Source organism: Paenibacillus apiarius (assembly GCF_017052585.1).
GTDB lineage: Bacteria > Bacillota > Bacilli > Paenibacillales > Paenibacillaceae > Paenibacillus_B > Paenibacillus_B apiarius.
On the sequence record NZ_JAFFHZ010000001.1, the window covers coordinates 5372337 to 5388228 of the forward strand.

A 15892-nucleotide genomic window follows, 5' to 3' on the forward strand; every position below is an offset into this window, starting at 1 on the left:
GTGACGATTACCCATTCAACCAGCACTTTTAATTGGGATACCGTATTTGCCATTCCTATTGCAGAGGTTAACCGCATGATAAGGGAGCAAAAAAGCAGTCCACAACATTTTGAGCTGAATGATTCAACTCATAATTTCAAAGGGGATTTTGGAGAATGGAAAATTATTACCGGCGGTGATGGAAATAGCATTCGAATGAATATACCTGTTCGGAATTTTCAGACATTTCTGAGTGAAGATTTATTTACAGGTGAATTTGGTTTTCAATCCGCGGATTTGAATGTCCAGGTTAAGCTTAATTACCTGCCACATGAAAATATATCGAATAAGGCAACGAATGAACAGTTATATGACTTGAAAATTAAATCAACAAGCTCTGATCCAATTTATGATCCTGTAGTGATAGCCATTTCGATCAAAAATGTTGAAGGTCTATTTTTTCCGTGGAGCTTGAAAAGCAGTCTGTTTATTGATCTCCAGACGATCTTGAAGGAATTATTTATGCAGCAAATCACTAAATGGTTGGCATTGAACTTGGAAGCATTCAACCACACTTTTAGCGTCGTTAACTTGAATCTGTATATTAGCGATGAGGAACCATGGACTTGGTGCAAGCCTTCTTATGTCGATTATGCATACACAGATATTGAAGAAGACCTGGACAAAAGCTTGTTGGGAGTATTGTGTATGACAGGAGGAAGAAAAGGGGGAATCCAGCAGCAACAAAAGTTGGATGCCTATGTCATTCCGGAATCATCGAATGCCGGGTTTCTAATTGCAGAAGAACGATTTTTATTAGATGTATTATTGCCAACTTTACCAATGAAGTTCGAATATTCAACGATCAATGACTATGAGGTAATCAATGCAAGCGGGGAAGCAGGTCAATACCAATATATATTGAGATTGAAAAAAGACAGGAAAATTAAGTTGGATAGGGTAGAAGTGAATGGATCAAGATACGATCCGTATATGACCGAAATGAGCCTAAGTTTAGTGAATGACACATTAAAGCTTGAAGCGGCCACAGAAACTTCTATAGGAGTAGGTGGCGTGGTAGGTTGCAGAACGATCAATTGGTATAAGTTAAAACTGGCGGAAAACGGAAATGGCGAACAAACGATAGCATATGAAGAAGCTCTACAGCCTACTGTAACACATTATGTCATAAAAGAAGGTTCAAATTGGGTATGGGAAGTTATAGCAGTCATTATAGGACTTTTAGCGCAGGCTGTCTTAGCCATATTTACAGCAGGTGCGTCCTTATTGATAGGATCCATTGTCATCTTAATATTGACTGGTGTTTTAGCTAAAACCCCTGATATTATTCAAAACTGGAATATTAATACTTCCCCGAGCATCGAACCTTTTTTAGAAAATACGACTTCCGAGATTATTTGGAATGCCAGTGAAACTTTTAAATTAGATTATGCCGGGTTAGCAGGTCCGCTCCAATTAGGCGGGAAGTTTGCATGAAAGAGTAGAAAGAAGGTGTTTATGTGAATACTTACGGTTGGGACATCATTTATGTGAATTCGAATGAGGGCATAAATAAGCAACTACAGAAGTATATGAATGAAAATAAAATAACCTTTACCTATGACGATGAAAACACATCTGTGAGCTTAACTTTTGATAATTGGGAGATTGTTCCCGGGGGATCAAGTAAACTCTTGCGAATGAAAACCCTTGTGAAAGAGGGGGAACTGACCTTTATGGGGCAGCGCACAATGGTAGACGGTATATGCCCTCTCTTCGAAGTTCAACTTGGTTTCTTTGATGATAAAAATGAGTCCTCTATTCAGAAGTTAATGTTTAACTTTCAGGTAAAAGGAGAGAAGGAAGGGGATCAAAGGGAAGGAGCAATTACGGTAATTAATCCGGATATAAATCATGTATTTGCCGAAGGAAGCATGATTTACACCCTTTTAAAGTTAACATTAGCAGAGATGTTTATCGCAAACAAAGAGAAAATATCTTATATATTTGCACAACTGAATATATCGCCGGACATTCCGTGGATGCAACCTAAAAAGTACAAATATTCTTATTATTCTCCGACTTCCAGTAAAGATAAAGGTTTTTTGTCCGTTCTGTCTGTCGTAACGAATCGGGACATATCTGGACTCACAGAGGGAATTGATGGTTCAATCCTGGATAATAATCATGATAGCTTTCTGGTGCTGTCTGAACGATTGTTTCTGGAGCATATCATTATGCCGGAATTGCCAAATTCATTTGGGAACGGGACAACAAAAAACCATTTTACATTTGAAGGCACATCGAATACAAGCGGGGTCATTAAGAATAGCAGGAATATAAATTGCGGTTCGGTACGATGGGGTTTAATCGATTATTATCCGGTACTAACAGAGTTAAAAATACAAGTCGAAGGGAACAGCCTTCGGATGAAAGCAGCGGGAAATTGTGACATTACGGGACTGGCAAGCTCGTATGTAACATTTGAAGTCGAAACGAAAAATACTTTTTATTTTAATAAAGCTTCGAAGAAAATTGAATTTAAGGCTGACAGCAATCCAAAGGTAAGTTACGAGCGCCATATTCCATGGTGGATATGGATATTAGGAATAGCAGCTCCTATCGTGGATGTGATTATCCATTTTGTCACTGACGCAATTTCCGGTTCTGTTGCAGGAAATATCAAAATTGATACCAATACTTCTATTGGTGAGTTAAGAAGTGAAGTAGTGAAGTGGAGTGGCATGGATGAAGAAGAGATTGCAGATTGTGTGTTTGATGTAGCTTTTTGTATAAAAGGTATTAAATTGAATAATGGAAATTCCAATACTTACAAAATTGTAACTGCTTTAAATGACTCAAGTGTCGTTGATATGTCTTTACAAAAAAACGGGGATGTTCATTTATGGAAATATGGCGGTGCTCTAAACCAAAAATGGAAACTTATCAATGATGAAACGAAAAAGGCGTATCAATTTAAAAATATGTACGATGAAAGCCTAGTACTAGCCTGGAATGACTACATGGGCTCAAGGAATGTATTTGCTACACCTAATCAAGGGAAAGATGAGCATTATTGGCTCCTTGAGGATACAGGAGATGGCTATTATATTTTAAAGAATAAAAAGTACCCTTATTTCGTATTGGATGTAGATAAGGCTGACACTGACAATGGCACAAATATTAAAGTAAATGAGCAGCATGATTTTAGTAGCCCGTATATTAAAGCACAAAAATTTAAATTGATACAAGTTTGAAAGCCCTTTCGAATGGTTCTTTTGCATACAGTTCTCAGGCTGTCGAGAAAATCTTGACAGCTATTTTTATATTATAAATTTTCACACGACACAGCGCGAAAGAAAGAATGGGCAAGACCGTTCCGGACACCGGCTATATGATTCGTGGTGGGAAGCGGGAAGGTGAGTACGGAGTGCCCTCGTTAGGTTTCTCTACACTTTTTTCATTGATAGATGAAAATATGTATCCTTTTTAAGGAATTTCAAAAGCTATACTTTAATCGTAACAGAAAGGAGGATTGATTTTATAAGGAAAAGATTAGGGGAATATTTTACCTGTCAAGCCTTTTCAAAATCTTGTTCGGTATTGAAGGATGGCCAATTCCTTTTGCAAGATGCGCATCAAAATAAGATGTATGAAGAAAATGTCACAGGAGTCAAGGCTGTCATAGCTCTTAAAAAAGAGTACTTGCAAGAAGTTCCGCCGACCCATCAAAAAAATCTGATTTTTAGAAACGTAGCAGATTAGATAAAAACAAATATGACTTGATGGTAGTAAGCACCGATTTAATTCTTGATGTTGCTTTATGTATAAAAGGTAAAAATTACTGAGAGGGAGGGAAAAACGATGAAAGAGACGAGGCGAACCGCGGAAAATCAACAAGATCAACAAGTATTAAAGTCTGTGGGACAATTTTTCTATGGAGAGAATTTGGACGAACCGGCTTTTGTCAGCGGGCGTGGGTTGAATGGGTTTAAGATCGATCCTGGCCAGTTGGAAGGAGCAGATTTGAACAAGAAAGTAAAATCAGCCCGATGGATTGCCGATTTTACACCAAAGCAAACGGGACTGTATAAGTTTATGGCCAGTTCAAACCCGTATACACATATCTTTGTGGACGGACAAGAAGTAAAGGATAATGAAGTAACATTGACAGAAGGAGAGCATTATACATTTGTTATCCTCTATTTTGGACACCCGGATGTGAAGCAAGAAGACTTGTTTCAATTTGAAGTGAAATATACATGTAACCGGCAAGAAAGCCAAGCGATTGCAGCAGAGGACTTCTCCATGCCCAGAAAAGTTTCCTTCGATAGTCTTCCCGTGGGCATTGTACCTCGAGCGGAAGGAAATGAAGAAAAGCTTATAGATACGGATGAAGATGGGATTTATGATAAATGGGAAATAAACGGATATACCGTAATTAATCATGTTGTCTATCCTTGGCCTGATACGACCACGGAGGAAGGGAGAAAAAAGGAAGAGGAGTACAAAGAAAAGGGCTACAAAAAATATGTGTCCAATCCGAACGAAGCCCATACGGCAGGGGACCCCTACACTGATTTGGAAAAAGCCAGCGGAAGAATAGATCGCAATATACACAAAGTGGCTTGGGATCCGCTTGTTGCAGCGTATCCAAGTATCACGGTGGGGATGGAACGGCTAATTCTGTCCGATAATAAAGAATTTAGTTCATCGTCAGGAAAGAGTGTCAGCCGGGAGACATCTTCCAGCTCCAGTGCCTCCAATACGGAAGGGATTGATGTGAGTGCGGGTTTTTCCCTCTTCGAAGGGTTCTCAGGATCCGTTACCGGCAGTTATTCGCATACGTCTACGCATACGGTTAACTCTGCACAGACTTCAGGACAGGACTGGTCCAAACAATTAGGTTTACACGCTGCGCAGGCAGCCTATGTAAATGCCAATATCCGCTATTACAATACCGGAACAGCTCCTGTGTATAAATTTATTCCCACCACAAACTTAGTTTTAGGGAAAGAGACGATTGCTACCATCACGGGACAAAAGAACCAGGAAGCTTTCAGCTTGGCTCCGAATCAAGCATATCCTAAAAGACATTTACATGGTATTGCCTTAAATACGTTAGATCAGTTCAGCTCCACTCCTATTTCCATGAATATCAATCAAGTGGACAGACTAGAAAATGGAGAGAAATTGAAATTGGAAACGACCCAATTTCAAGGAGCATTTGCAAGAAGAGATCCATCAGGAAGACAAGTCGTTACAGAGGAAAACGAGTGGGCCAATTATATCCCGCAAATTGAGCGCGTGACAACCGGAATCCTGATAGATATTACAGGCGGACCGATGATAGAGCGCCGTATTGCGGCAAAAGACCCTGATAATCCCAATGACCTTACACCGGAGCTTACATTGGGCCAAGCGTTGGAAAGAGCGATAGGGGCTTACGAAGAAAAGGATAGATGGTATTTTGACCGTGCGGATAACACGCATATTCTGAGTCCGAACCTGGTCCATTTTATTTATAATCGCAAAACGGAAAAAAAGATTAAAAAGGAACTGGAAGGGAACAAGAATATAAAAAATATATACGATATGACAATCCGGCCGGGGATGAATATTCACATCAGTGTCCCGCTAGTATGGGATGATTTTAAGGACGATGAGGGAAGCTGGAAGGGAGGTGCATATGACTCAACGAATGGGTTGAATAACGGCAGATGTTACAAGATAGATCCGAATAGAGAAGTGTACAAGGAAGGGATTATTTTAAAAGCCAATTCAAAATATCTAGTAATCATGGATATGAAAGGAAATGGTGCGGGTAAGGCTGCAATTGAGTTCGGTGGAATAACAAATGAATTCGATATTCCTAACGGGTATCGCAGACAAAAGGTTATAGTTGAAGTATTTGATTTTCCAGCCGATTTTAATAAACTCAAAATTTCGACCACTAGTACAGGAAGCGCTTACATCGATAACTTTTCGATTGTAAAGGTAGGAAATGCATGGGACAAACTGAAAGAGGAAAATGAAGAGTATTCCAAAAAGGTTGCGGGGCGAACTTTTTCCTTTACGTCCTCGAATCCAGTAAGATATATGACTAGCTTTGCAGGTGAAGCCATTATGGCAGATTCGGCAGCAATGTTTGACCAAAAATTCAGGTTAGAATACCGGAAGCCTAGGGGAGCATTCTACATTCTTAGTTCTTCCAATAAAGTTTTGACATGGGATAGAGGGAGCCAAAAATTAATTTTTGCAGACAATACGCCTGTGCTTAACCAGCTCTGGTTCTTTCAAAAATCCGGAAATAAAGGCTATAACATCATAAGCGCTGCAGATAGAAGTAAAGTGCTTGAATACGGCCTTGAAGCCGTAAATCATACAATCCCGATTCGAATCGCGACATTAGATGAAGCAAAAAATAACCAATATTTTACGATATCCCCTCCATTTTAATGAAGGAAGCTATAACTTGAAATGAAATAAGAAAAAACGAGTTCAGAAGAAGGAGAGAAGAACGATGGAAAAAACAAGCCGAATCGAGGAAAATCAACAAATACTAAAATCGGTGGGTCAATTTTTCTATGGAGAGAATTTGGATGAACCGGCTTTTGTCATCGGACGTGGAATGAATGGATTTAAGGTAGATCCCAGCCAATTAAAAGGAGTCGATTTGAAAAAGAAAGTAAAATCAGCCCGATGGATTGCCGATTTTACTCCAAAGCAAACCGGCGTATATCAATTTATAACCAGTTCAAATCCATATACGCATATTTTTGTGAATGGAAAAGAAGTAAAGGATACGGAAGTAACACTGACAGAAGGAGAACAGTATACATTTGTTGTCCTCTATTTTGGAAACCCGGATGTGAAGCAAGAAGACTTGTTTCAATTTGAAGTGAAATATACATGCAACCAGCAGGAAACCCAAACGATTGCAGCAGAAGACTTCTCCATTCCCAGACAGGTTTCTTTTGAATATCTCCCCGGAGGCAGTGACAACACCGAGGATGAACAGCCTCTGTTAGATACAGATAATGACGGAATTTATGATGAGTGGGAAATAAACGGATATACCGTAATTAATCATTTAGTTGTGCCATGGGAGGAAAAATATGCCGCTCAAGGATACAAAAAATATGTGTCCAATCCGAATGAATCCCATACGGCAGGCGATCCCTACTCTGACTTGGAAAAAGCCAGCGGAAGCATAGATCGGAACATAAAAAAAGTGGCTTGGGATCCGCTTGTTGCAGCATATCCAAGCATCACGGTGGGGATGGAAAGGTTAATTCTTTCCGATAATAAAGAATTTAGTTCATCATCAGGAAAAAGAATCAGCCGGGAGACGTCTTCCAGCTCCAGTGCTTCCAATACGGAAGGAATTGATGTGAGTGCAGGTTTTTCTCTCTTTGAAGGGTTTTCAGGGTCCGTTACCGGCCATTATTCGCATACGTCTACGCATACGGTTAACTCTGCACAGACTTCAGGACAGGACTGGTCCGAACAATTAGGTTTAAACTCTGCGCAGGCAGCCTATGTGAATGCGAATATTCGCTATTACAATACCGGAACAGCTCCTGTGTATAAATTTATTCCCACCACAAATTTAGTGTTAGGGAAAGAGACGATTGCCACCATCACGGGACAAATGAATCAGGAAGCTTTCAGCTTGCCTCCTGATCAAACATATCCTAGAAGACATTTACATGCGATAGCCTTGAATACGTTAGATCAATTCAGTTCTACTCCTATTTCCATGAATATCAATCTAGTGGATAGATTGGAAAATGGGGAAAAATTAAAGTTGGAAACGACCCAATTTCAAGGGGCGTTTGCAAAAAGAGACCCTGCGGGTGGACAAGTAGTCATCGAAGAGAATGAGTGGGCGAATTATATCCCGCAAATCGAAAGTGTAACAACCGGACTCCTGATTGATATTAAGGGCGGCCTAATGATGGAGCGCCGTATTGCAGCAAAAGATCCTGATAATCCAAATGACCGCACACCGGAACTTACGTTAGGTGAAGCATTGATCAAATCGATAGGGGCCTATAAAGAGGGAGGAAATTGGTATTTCAAAGATGAGTATACAGATGAAGCACGTATTCTGAGTCCGAACCTGGTCCATTTCATCTATGATAGAAAAACAGAAAGAAAGATCAAAAAAGAACTCGACGGGAATAAAAATATAAAAACGATTTACGATATGACAATCCGGCCGGGAATGAATATTCAAATCAGTATCCCGGTAGTATGGGATGATTTCAATAATGATGATGGAAACTGGGATGGAGGTTCATACGACCAAAGTAATGGTTTAAATAATGGCAGATGTTACAAGATAGATCCGAATAAAAATGTGACCTACGATTTGGATGATATTACATTAGAAGCAAATTCTAAATATCTTATTAGCATGGATGTTAAAGGAAACGGTACGGGTAAGGCCACTGTTGAATTTGGCGGAACAACACGTGAATTCAATATTTCTAACGGATACAAAAGGCAAAAGATCATGTTCGAAGTATTCGATTTTCCAACAGATTTTAGCTTCCTTACTATTTCAACGAATAGTACGGTATATATTGATAATTTTTCAATTGTAAAGGTAGGAACTGCATGGGATAAATTGAAAGAGGAAAACAAAGAGTTCTCCAAAATCAATGATCAAAAGGATTTTTATTTTGCATCTACCGATTTAACACAATATATTACCAATTATAAGGATGAAGCATTTATAAAAAAATGGGATGTTAATTCCAAACAAGACTTTAAGCTGGTCTATCATGTGTATAGGGGAGCCTTTTACATTTATGACATACCGGCAAAGAAAGTTCTGACATGGGACAGAAGAAATCAGAAATTAATATTTATGAATGATTTGGGTGTACGATATCAGCTTTGGTTTTTACAAAAATCAGGAAACAATGGATATAACATTGTAAGCGCCGCAGATAGAAGTAAAGTGTTGGCTTACGACATTGTAAAACCAGATCTAACACCACTTCAAATTGCGACATTAGACGAAGCAAAAGCTAATCAATATTTTGTGTTATCGCCCGTAAAGTAATATGTAGTCTTTAGCTTCAAATCGAAAGATCGAAATTGGTTTTCCTGGACAAACTTCGCCTTTATGGCGGGTTTGTCCCTCCCATTATATACATGGCCGACATCAGCTAACATTAATAAAACGATATGGTGGAATGACGGATGGAAAAAAAACCTTTGAATTTCAAGAAAGATGAACGTAAAGCCGAAGCATGGAGTCAGAAGCGTTATTCGGCTTGGATAAAAGCATTACCGGATAATCGGAAAGAAGCAGTCGAAGCATTTAAAAGATCATCAAAAGAAATGAATAGAAAATTGAATGAAGTTCGTGGAAATATTGATGAGCTAACAGATGAACAATTAAAAAATCAAATAAAAGAAATGAACATCATGATTAAACAACCCGTTAATCTATTAAAGGAAAGACAAATCATTTATACCCATTTTGATCCCGAAGATTTAGGATATTCCAATGAATTGCAAATGTTGGTTGGAAATGGGGATAGACAGTTAGATCGCGGAAAAATTAAAACTGTCTTAAATGAGTATAAATATGGGAATTTGACCGATTTAAAAACAGGAAATTTAACACTTACCGGGGGAGAAACAGGACAATATTATGTAGCGGAGTTAGAACTGCCGAAAGGCACCTATGTAGGACATTTTGAAGATGGACAAACGGTATTGCCAACGGATTATGCGATAGAAATCACGAATAACATGTTTAGTAAACCGAAGGTTATTAGAGAAAATGGAAAAGAACTTATTAAAGTAAATGCAAGATTAATCAAAAAAGAGAAGATTGAAAATAAAGTAAAAGAGACGGAAGCAGCATTAAACAAAATGGTAAATAAAGATACTGGCTTTATCAAGTTAAATATTGGAGGGGGATTTGAGTCCTACACAATCGATCAAGCGAAAGAAGCAATTCATGCTTTAATCAAACATGTACCTTCAAAGTTACTAAATGATGCTCTTGATGAATTAGAATCTATCGTATTTCAAGATGTGAAAATAAGAGAAAATAATCCGCGGGGTTTATTTGATGAAAATACGAATAAAGTCTTTATAAGAGTGAAGCACGAAACATTTATTCAAAATATAGATCAGAGCGGAGATCCAGCAAGAGGGTTAATACATGAAATGGGACATGTCGCGGACATCGTCTTATTTAATAGGACTTCTTATAGCCCTAGATTTAATGGGATTTATGAGGAAGAAAAAAATAACGTTACGAACATCATAACATATCAAGACTACGCTGCACGTAACGCGCAAGAGTTTTTTGCGGAAATATTCAAAGCAATGCATTCCACAGATCCTAAACAACAGGATGCTGTTACAAAAGAAGCACCTAAAGCTGTTGATTATATAAACACTAAAATAAAGGAATATAATAGAGGATTATTGATTATCAGTTAAAATAACAAGCAATTTTGGATGCGAACATGTTTCCTGCCAAATTGCCGTGTAAGTAGGTGAGTTGCAAAATGATAGATTTTCGTATTGACACAGTAAAAGCGAAAAAATGGGGAGAGAAAAAATATTCCCGCTGGAAATCCGCATTAACAGAGAATGAAAAAAAACAAATTACGGAATATACCAAAAACGCCAGTCCTGTAAATCGTTATCTTAGAGAAAATGACGGGAACTTAGGGGCCAATCCTGATTTGGACAAGAAAATTGAACTAATGGACAAAGCGCTAAATAAGACAACTTTACATGATTCCATTACCGTATATCGTGGGACGGATGGAATCATATTCGGAGAAGAATTCCAGACCACTTTAATGAAGGGGAATAAAGTTAATGAGGAGGTGGCCAGGAAGATCAAAGGACAATTCGAAGGAACCGTTCTATTGGAGCGGGGTTACTTAAGCACATCAATCGTTCTGGGAAACAATTTTCTGGCAAGAAACGTTCTTATAGAACTAAAGGTTCCTAAAGGGGAGAATGCCGGGTATGTAGATCCAATTAGCTATTTTCCTGGCCAACTTGAGATGTTATTGCCCAGGAATACTCAATATTATATTGATAATATAAGGACGATTGTTAATGGCGGATCACAAAGATTAAAAGTTGAAGCTAGAATCATAAAATAGAATCTTCACTTGCAGGAACTCGTAAAGACCTGAGTACATCTCGGGTCTTTTTATTTTTCTGAGCGTCCTGAAGGTGTAAGTGCTGCAACCGCAAATGATAACTTCGCGATGGTGGAATTTTCAGAGGCATTTGAGACATCGGAAGATGAAAATGATGAAGCCGGCTGCATGCTGATGCAGCCGGCTTACGGCTCAACTCTATATTGTTATTTTCTCAAGGCGCTTTTCCCCGTGCTGTACAATCCGCAAGAGGTGAGGCCACAGACAATTCCATACATGACACCCATTTTCAAATCGCCTGGAGCGAGATAGACAGCGCCTGCCGCGATACCAAGGATAATGGACAGTACCGGAGCCAGGCGAATCGGCAGGCCGAGCCCTTTTGCTATTTCTACTAATCCGACAATGACGGCCACGATCATAACTTCAGTAATCTCCATATTCATCTATTCCTCCTCTCCGATTTACGCATCTCTCAATTCATAGTTCCATCCGTGTTCTTGGAACCATGTCTCCGCACGCGCCAAATTCTCGCCGCTTAACGCTCCTGTAACCGCATAAGACGTGCCATTATTTAAAAACTGAATCTGTGCCCAAAATCTCTTCTCCAGGAACATCTGAGAGAGCTCATGAATAGCGGCTGCACTCAATCCGCCTGTAACGATTTTCTTTTTGCCAGAGGCTTCAGGCGCTTCTCGGCCAATTACTGTCTCCACGATTGCAGATATGACATTTTCTTTATTATTCAAAAGTCTCCGCATATCGTCAGGATTCGTGATAAAAGCCAGTTCTATCAATATGGCCGGGGCGTTCGTGGAATTAAGCACCCGAAGCTCTTTCCGTTCCTTAGCTCCTCTGTCCCTAATTCCAACCGCCTCAGAGATTGCCTTGCTCACGCTTGCGGACAAGGCTTGTTGATCGTAATAAAGAACTTCTACCCCTGTAGCCGTTGATGCGGCCGCGTTAAGATGTAAGGAAATGTCTAATCTTCCATCTTTATTGTAGCTGTTACAATTGCGGACGATGTTGGCCAGGTTCTCATTCTGCGTTTTCCCCATGTCATCCGTAGTGCAGGCAACAGCTTGACCCGCTTGCTTGAAGGCATCTATGAGCATGGCTGCAAATTCTCTGGCGACTTCATGTTCCTTGTAGCCGCATCCGGTTGCGCCCGGAACAAATGCGTTGTGCCCCGCATGGACAGTAATCATTTTATATCCCATGTTTCTCTCTCCCTTTGTAACAATGTGTGATCTTTTGATGTCCTTTCTCATTGCAAATCTTCCTTGCAGTTACACCTAAAATATACCTTTCGAGATTCCCGAAGGATGAAATATATTTTCACCCATTAACGAAAATGTCTATGCTTTTTTTTGGAAGGCGAGAGGTATGCTTAGGTTGTAAATGAAGGGGGACCTGTGCATGAAAAATGACCAAAAACGGTACGGATATCTTCTATTGTTTTGATGTCTACGGTCATTTTGACTGTGCGGAGTACTCATCATTCAGAACACAAGAGGAGGAGTTCATGGTGTCAACAACAGACCACGCCGCCGGCGTATTCCGGCTCGGAACCGAAGAATTAACAGAAACACTTAAGCAATCCGGTTATCGGACAGTCTTTGATATTGCATCTGAAAATCTTGCGGAATTTCAGAAAAGCAACCCGGAGATTCCCTCTTCCGACGCTAAGGACATTTATCAATTAGCCGTCCAGAGGACAGACAACTTATGCATGCTTTATAAGGCCTGGCAACTGCACAATGATCCGGTCGTCCAGAGCCTCCCCAAATTATCCGCGGATACCGGCCTGCAAGGCATGCGTGCCGCGTTGGAGCGGAGTCTTGGAGGGGGAGCCGATTTTGGAGACTTGTTCCCGGAACGATCGCCAGAGGGTTATGCGGAAGCCTCCTCTATACAGTCGCTTTTTTCGCCGGGACGTTACCTGACGGTGCTGTATAAAATTGCGCGGCAGCTCCACAGTCCAGACGACAAACTGCATATTGACAACCGCCGCCCTGATTTGAAGTCGCTCATCCTCAACCATGACAATATGAACCGGGAGGTATCTTCTCTGGATATCCTTCTGGATGTGCTGCAGCCCGAAGGCTCTGACACGCTGACATCCTTGAAGGATACCTACCATCCGATGACCCTTCCTTATGATGACGACCTTGCGCAAATCAATGCCGTGGCGGAGGCGCGCTCCTCCAATTTGCTGGGGATCTGGGATACCCTGCTGGACACGCAGCGGAAGTCCATCCTGCTGGATTCCGCCGCTATTCGCCGGATAAGCAAGGAGCGGCAATCGGCCTCATCAATTGCCGATACTACCCCGTCTCCGCGTACGAGGGAAGCCCTTTCCTTGACGCCAAACAGCTTCCGTCTGTTGATCAACCCCGAGCCGACAGTGGAGGATATCGCCAACCACTATAACGTAATGACTACCAAAACTGCCGAGCTGGCAGCCGTCTTAAATATGGTCGATGACTTCTGCCTGAAAACCGGCTTGCGTTTTAATGAATTGCTGGACTTAACGATGCAGAAGGATTACCAGTCCAAAAGCAGTGAGTACAAAAGCCGGTTTGTAAAATTTGGCGGGTTGGAGAATGTTGCGGTTTCAACCTATGGCGCAGCTTTTTTGACAGGATCGGAGGAAACGCCGTTGTGGGTAGGAAAAGGAGCTGTGATAAGCCCTGCAGCGGACGCCTATGTTCGTAATGGGACATATGCAAACACGAATTATGGATCAGACAATAGTCTTGTTGTGAAGCAGGATGGGTCTAGCGGATACAGTAGAGAAGCATACATCAGGTTTGATTTGACAGGTCTTTCTGGAGCCGTGGAGGAAGCTAAAATTTCTTTAACAACGACAGCGAAACAATTGTCTAGCTTAAGACACCAAGCTCATTTGGTCAGTGACAATAGTTGGGATGAATTGAAAATCACATGGGATAACAAACCTGCAGGAGGAGCGATCATCGCAAGCTGGGATGTTCCCGAAGTTGGTAAGAATGTAAAGGTTGATGTGACCCGGCAAGTAAATGATGCGCTCGCAAAAGGTCAAAATAAACTATCATTTGTTATACGTTCTAGTGCAAATTACGGCAGTCAGGGCGATGTCTCTTATGCCTCTAGAGAACACCATGAAAAAGCTTTACGGCCTTCTATGGAAATAAAGGCGATGACGGGTGCTGGTTTAAACTTCACGGCGGATAATGTGGTAGCTCTGGCAGGAAGGGCGGAAAAGCTTGTCCGGCTGGCGCGTAGCACGGGTCTTTCCTATGAGCAGTTGGATTGGCTGATTACCAATGCCAGCCGTGCCGTAATCGAACACGGTGGAGAACTTATTCTGGATAGGCTTGTACTGGAGGCTGTGGCCGAATTCACAAGGCTCCAGAAGCGTTATGGCATCACATCGGATATGTTCGCCGCGTTTATCGGCGAAGTCAATACGTATGCAGAAGCAGGCAAGGACAGCTTTTATCAGACAGTTTTCAGCACGGCCGACCATTCGGCTACCTTACCCTTGGGTGAGACTTTGCAATTTGAGGTGAGCAAGCAGGAGCGATATGAATCGATTTGCTGCGGGGCCATGGGGGTGACCGCCGATGAGTTCTCCCGTATCGGAAAATACTGCTTTGGCGACAAAGCGCAGCAAATCACCGCCAATGAAATAACCGTTGCTCAGCTTTATCGTTTAGGCCGAATTCCTCACATGCTCGGTTTGCGTTTTACCGAGGCGGAGCTATTGTGGAAATTGATGGCTGGCGGCGAGGATACTTTGCTCCGTACGATTGGCGCTAACCCTCGCAGTTTAGAAGCGTTAGAGATCATTCGCCGTACGGAGGTCCTTTTGGACTGGATGGACGCCCATCAGCTGGATGTTGTCTCCCTGCAAGCCATGGTTACCAACCGGTACAGCGGCACAGCCACGCCGGAGCTGTACAACTTTTTGGCACAGGTGCATCAATCCGCAAGCAGCGCCGCGAACGTGACCCGAGCAGATGCTCAGGATACCCTACCCGCGGACAAGCTGTGCCGGGCCTTGGCGGCGGGTTTCAACCTAAAAGCCAACGTAATGGCACAGGTCATTGAATGGGTGGACAAAACCGACGGAACGTTTACGCTGCAGGATTTTTGGGACAGGCTTCAAGTACATTTCAACGCCGATCATGAAGATGAACTGGCGGCCTTGGAAGGAGAAGCCGACTTGCTGCAATGGTGTCAGCAGATCAGCCAGTATGCGCTCATTGTCCGTTGGTGCGGATTAAGCGAGCAGGATCTGGCGCTGCTGACCGGGCATCCCGAGCAGCTTCTGGATGGACAAGATACCGTGCCCGTACCCTCCCTGCACCTCCTGCTGGTGCTAACCCGCCTGAAGGAATGGCAGCAGCGCGTCCAGGTTTCCAGTGAGGAGGCCATGCGCTATTTTCCCCAGGTTAATTCGCCAACCGTCACAGGCGACGCTGCGGGTAAGCTGCTTGCCCATATTCATGGTTGGAATGAAGCGGATACCGCCTCGATGAATGACTACCTGCTGGGAGAGAACGAATATCCTAAGAACTTTGAGCAGATCTTTACTTTGGAAAGCTGGGTCAACCTGGGCCGTCAACTGAATGTTGGCAGCCGAACGTTGCGAGAGCTGGTTGACATGTCAGAAGAGGATGATACCGCGGAAAACACGGATTTGATTATCTCGGTCGCCCAAAGCCTGATGGCTGCGGTGCAGGCCTGAACCAACATGACCAAGGAAGGTG

At 41.9% G+C, this 15892-nt stretch carries 10 protein-coding genes; 8 read left to right on the top strand and 2 right to left on the bottom strand.

The features are described 5' to 3' along the window. The 7 genes from JSQ80_RS23830 to JSQ80_RS23855 all read left to right on the top strand — a co-directional run bounded on the left by JSQ80_RS23830 (position 1) and on the right by JSQ80_RS23855 (position 11135). Entirely contained in the window at positions 1 to 1476 is a 1476-nt protein-coding gene (locus JSQ80_RS23830) for a TULIP family P47-like protein (protein ID WP_206096962.1), read from the top strand. Between the two features lie 23 nt (positions 1477 to 1499). Further along, complete coding sequence (locus tag JSQ80_RS29850) at positions 1500 to 3236, top strand: TULIP family P47-like protein (protein WP_206096963.1); 1737 nt, start codon at positions 1500 to 1502, stop codon at positions 3234 to 3236. A gap of 346 nt (positions 3237 to 3582) precedes the next feature. After that, positions 3583 to 3744, top strand: a complete 162-nt coding sequence (locus tag JSQ80_RS30215) for a hypothetical protein (RefSeq protein WP_472850240.1) — start codon at positions 3583 to 3585, stop codon at positions 3742 to 3744. Between the two features lie 99 nt (positions 3745 to 3843). Further along, positions 3844 to 6438, top strand: coding sequence for a binary toxin-like calcium binding domain-containing protein (locus JSQ80_RS23840; protein WP_206096964.1), 2595 nt, complete (start codon positions 3844 to 3846; stop codon positions 6436 to 6438). Positions 6439 to 6502: 64 nt separating this feature from the next. Next, positions 6503 to 9055: a binary toxin-like calcium binding domain-containing protein gene (locus JSQ80_RS23845; RefSeq protein ID WP_206096965.1), complete on the top strand. Its 2553-nt coding sequence runs from the start codon at positions 6503 to 6505 to the stop codon at positions 9053 to 9055. A 140-nt stretch (positions 9056 to 9195) separates the two neighbouring features. After that, positions 9196 to 10455: an anthrax toxin lethal factor-related metalloendopeptidase gene (locus JSQ80_RS23850; RefSeq protein WP_206096966.1), complete on the top strand. Its 1260-nt coding sequence runs from the start codon at positions 9196 to 9198 to the stop codon at positions 10453 to 10455. Between the two features lie 68 nt (positions 10456 to 10523). Next, positions 10524 to 11135, top strand: coding sequence for an ADP-ribosyltransferase (locus JSQ80_RS23855; protein WP_206096967.1), 612 nt, complete (start codon positions 10524 to 10526; stop codon positions 11133 to 11135). Positions 11136 to 11341: 206 nt separating this feature from the next. Here JSQ80_RS23855 and JSQ80_RS23860 read toward each other — a convergent pair whose 3' ends face one another. Beyond that, positions 11342 to 11581, bottom strand: a complete 240-nt coding sequence (locus JSQ80_RS23860) for a transposase (protein ID WP_206096968.1) — start codon at positions 11579 to 11581, stop codon at positions 11342 to 11344. Positions 11582 to 11599: 18 nt separating this feature from the next. Continuing rightward, positions 11600 to 12355 carry an N-acetylmuramoyl-L-alanine amidase gene (locus JSQ80_RS23865; protein WP_206096969.1) on the bottom strand — a complete coding sequence of 252 codons (756 nt, stop codon included), beginning with the start codon at positions 12353 to 12355 and terminating at the stop codon, positions 11600 to 11602. Between the two features lie 305 nt (positions 12356 to 12660). On the opposite strand from JSQ80_RS23865, the gene JSQ80_RS23870 reads away from it, so the two are divergent. Beyond that, on the top strand, positions 12661 to 15870 hold the full coding sequence (locus tag JSQ80_RS23870) for a CBM96 family carbohydrate-binding protein (protein WP_206096970.1): 3210 nt from the start codon (positions 12661 to 12663) through the stop codon (positions 15868 to 15870). The last annotated feature ends 22 nt before the right edge of the window (positions 15871 to 15892 follow it).

Excerpts from the sequence above, each read along its gene's own strand:
- JSQ80_RS23850 (WP_206096966.1), top strand. The coding sequence starts at position 9,196 with ATGGAAAAAAAACCTTTGAATTTCAAGAAAGATGAACGTAAAGCCGAA.
- JSQ80_RS23840 (WP_206096964.1), top strand. The coding sequence starts at position 3,844 with ATGAAAGAGACGAGGCGAACCGCGGAAAATCAACAAGATCAACAAGTA.
- JSQ80_RS23865 (WP_206096969.1), bottom strand. The coding sequence starts at position 12,355 with ATGGGATATAAAATGATTACTGTCCATGCGGGGCACAACGCATTTGTT.
- JSQ80_RS23860 (WP_206096968.1), bottom strand. The coding sequence starts at position 11,581 with ATGAATATGGAGATTACTGAAGTTATGATCGTGGCCGTCATTGTCGGA.
- JSQ80_RS23855 (WP_206096967.1), top strand. The coding sequence starts at position 10,524 with ATGATAGATTTTCGTATTGACACAGTAAAAGCGAAAAAATGGGGAGAG.
- JSQ80_RS23870 (WP_206096970.1), top strand. The coding sequence starts at position 12,661 with ATGGTGTCAACAACAGACCACGCCGCCGGCGTATTCCGGCTCGGAACC.
- JSQ80_RS23845 (WP_206096965.1), top strand. The coding sequence starts at position 6,503 with ATGGAAAAAACAAGCCGAATCGAGGAAAATCAACAAATACTAAAATCG.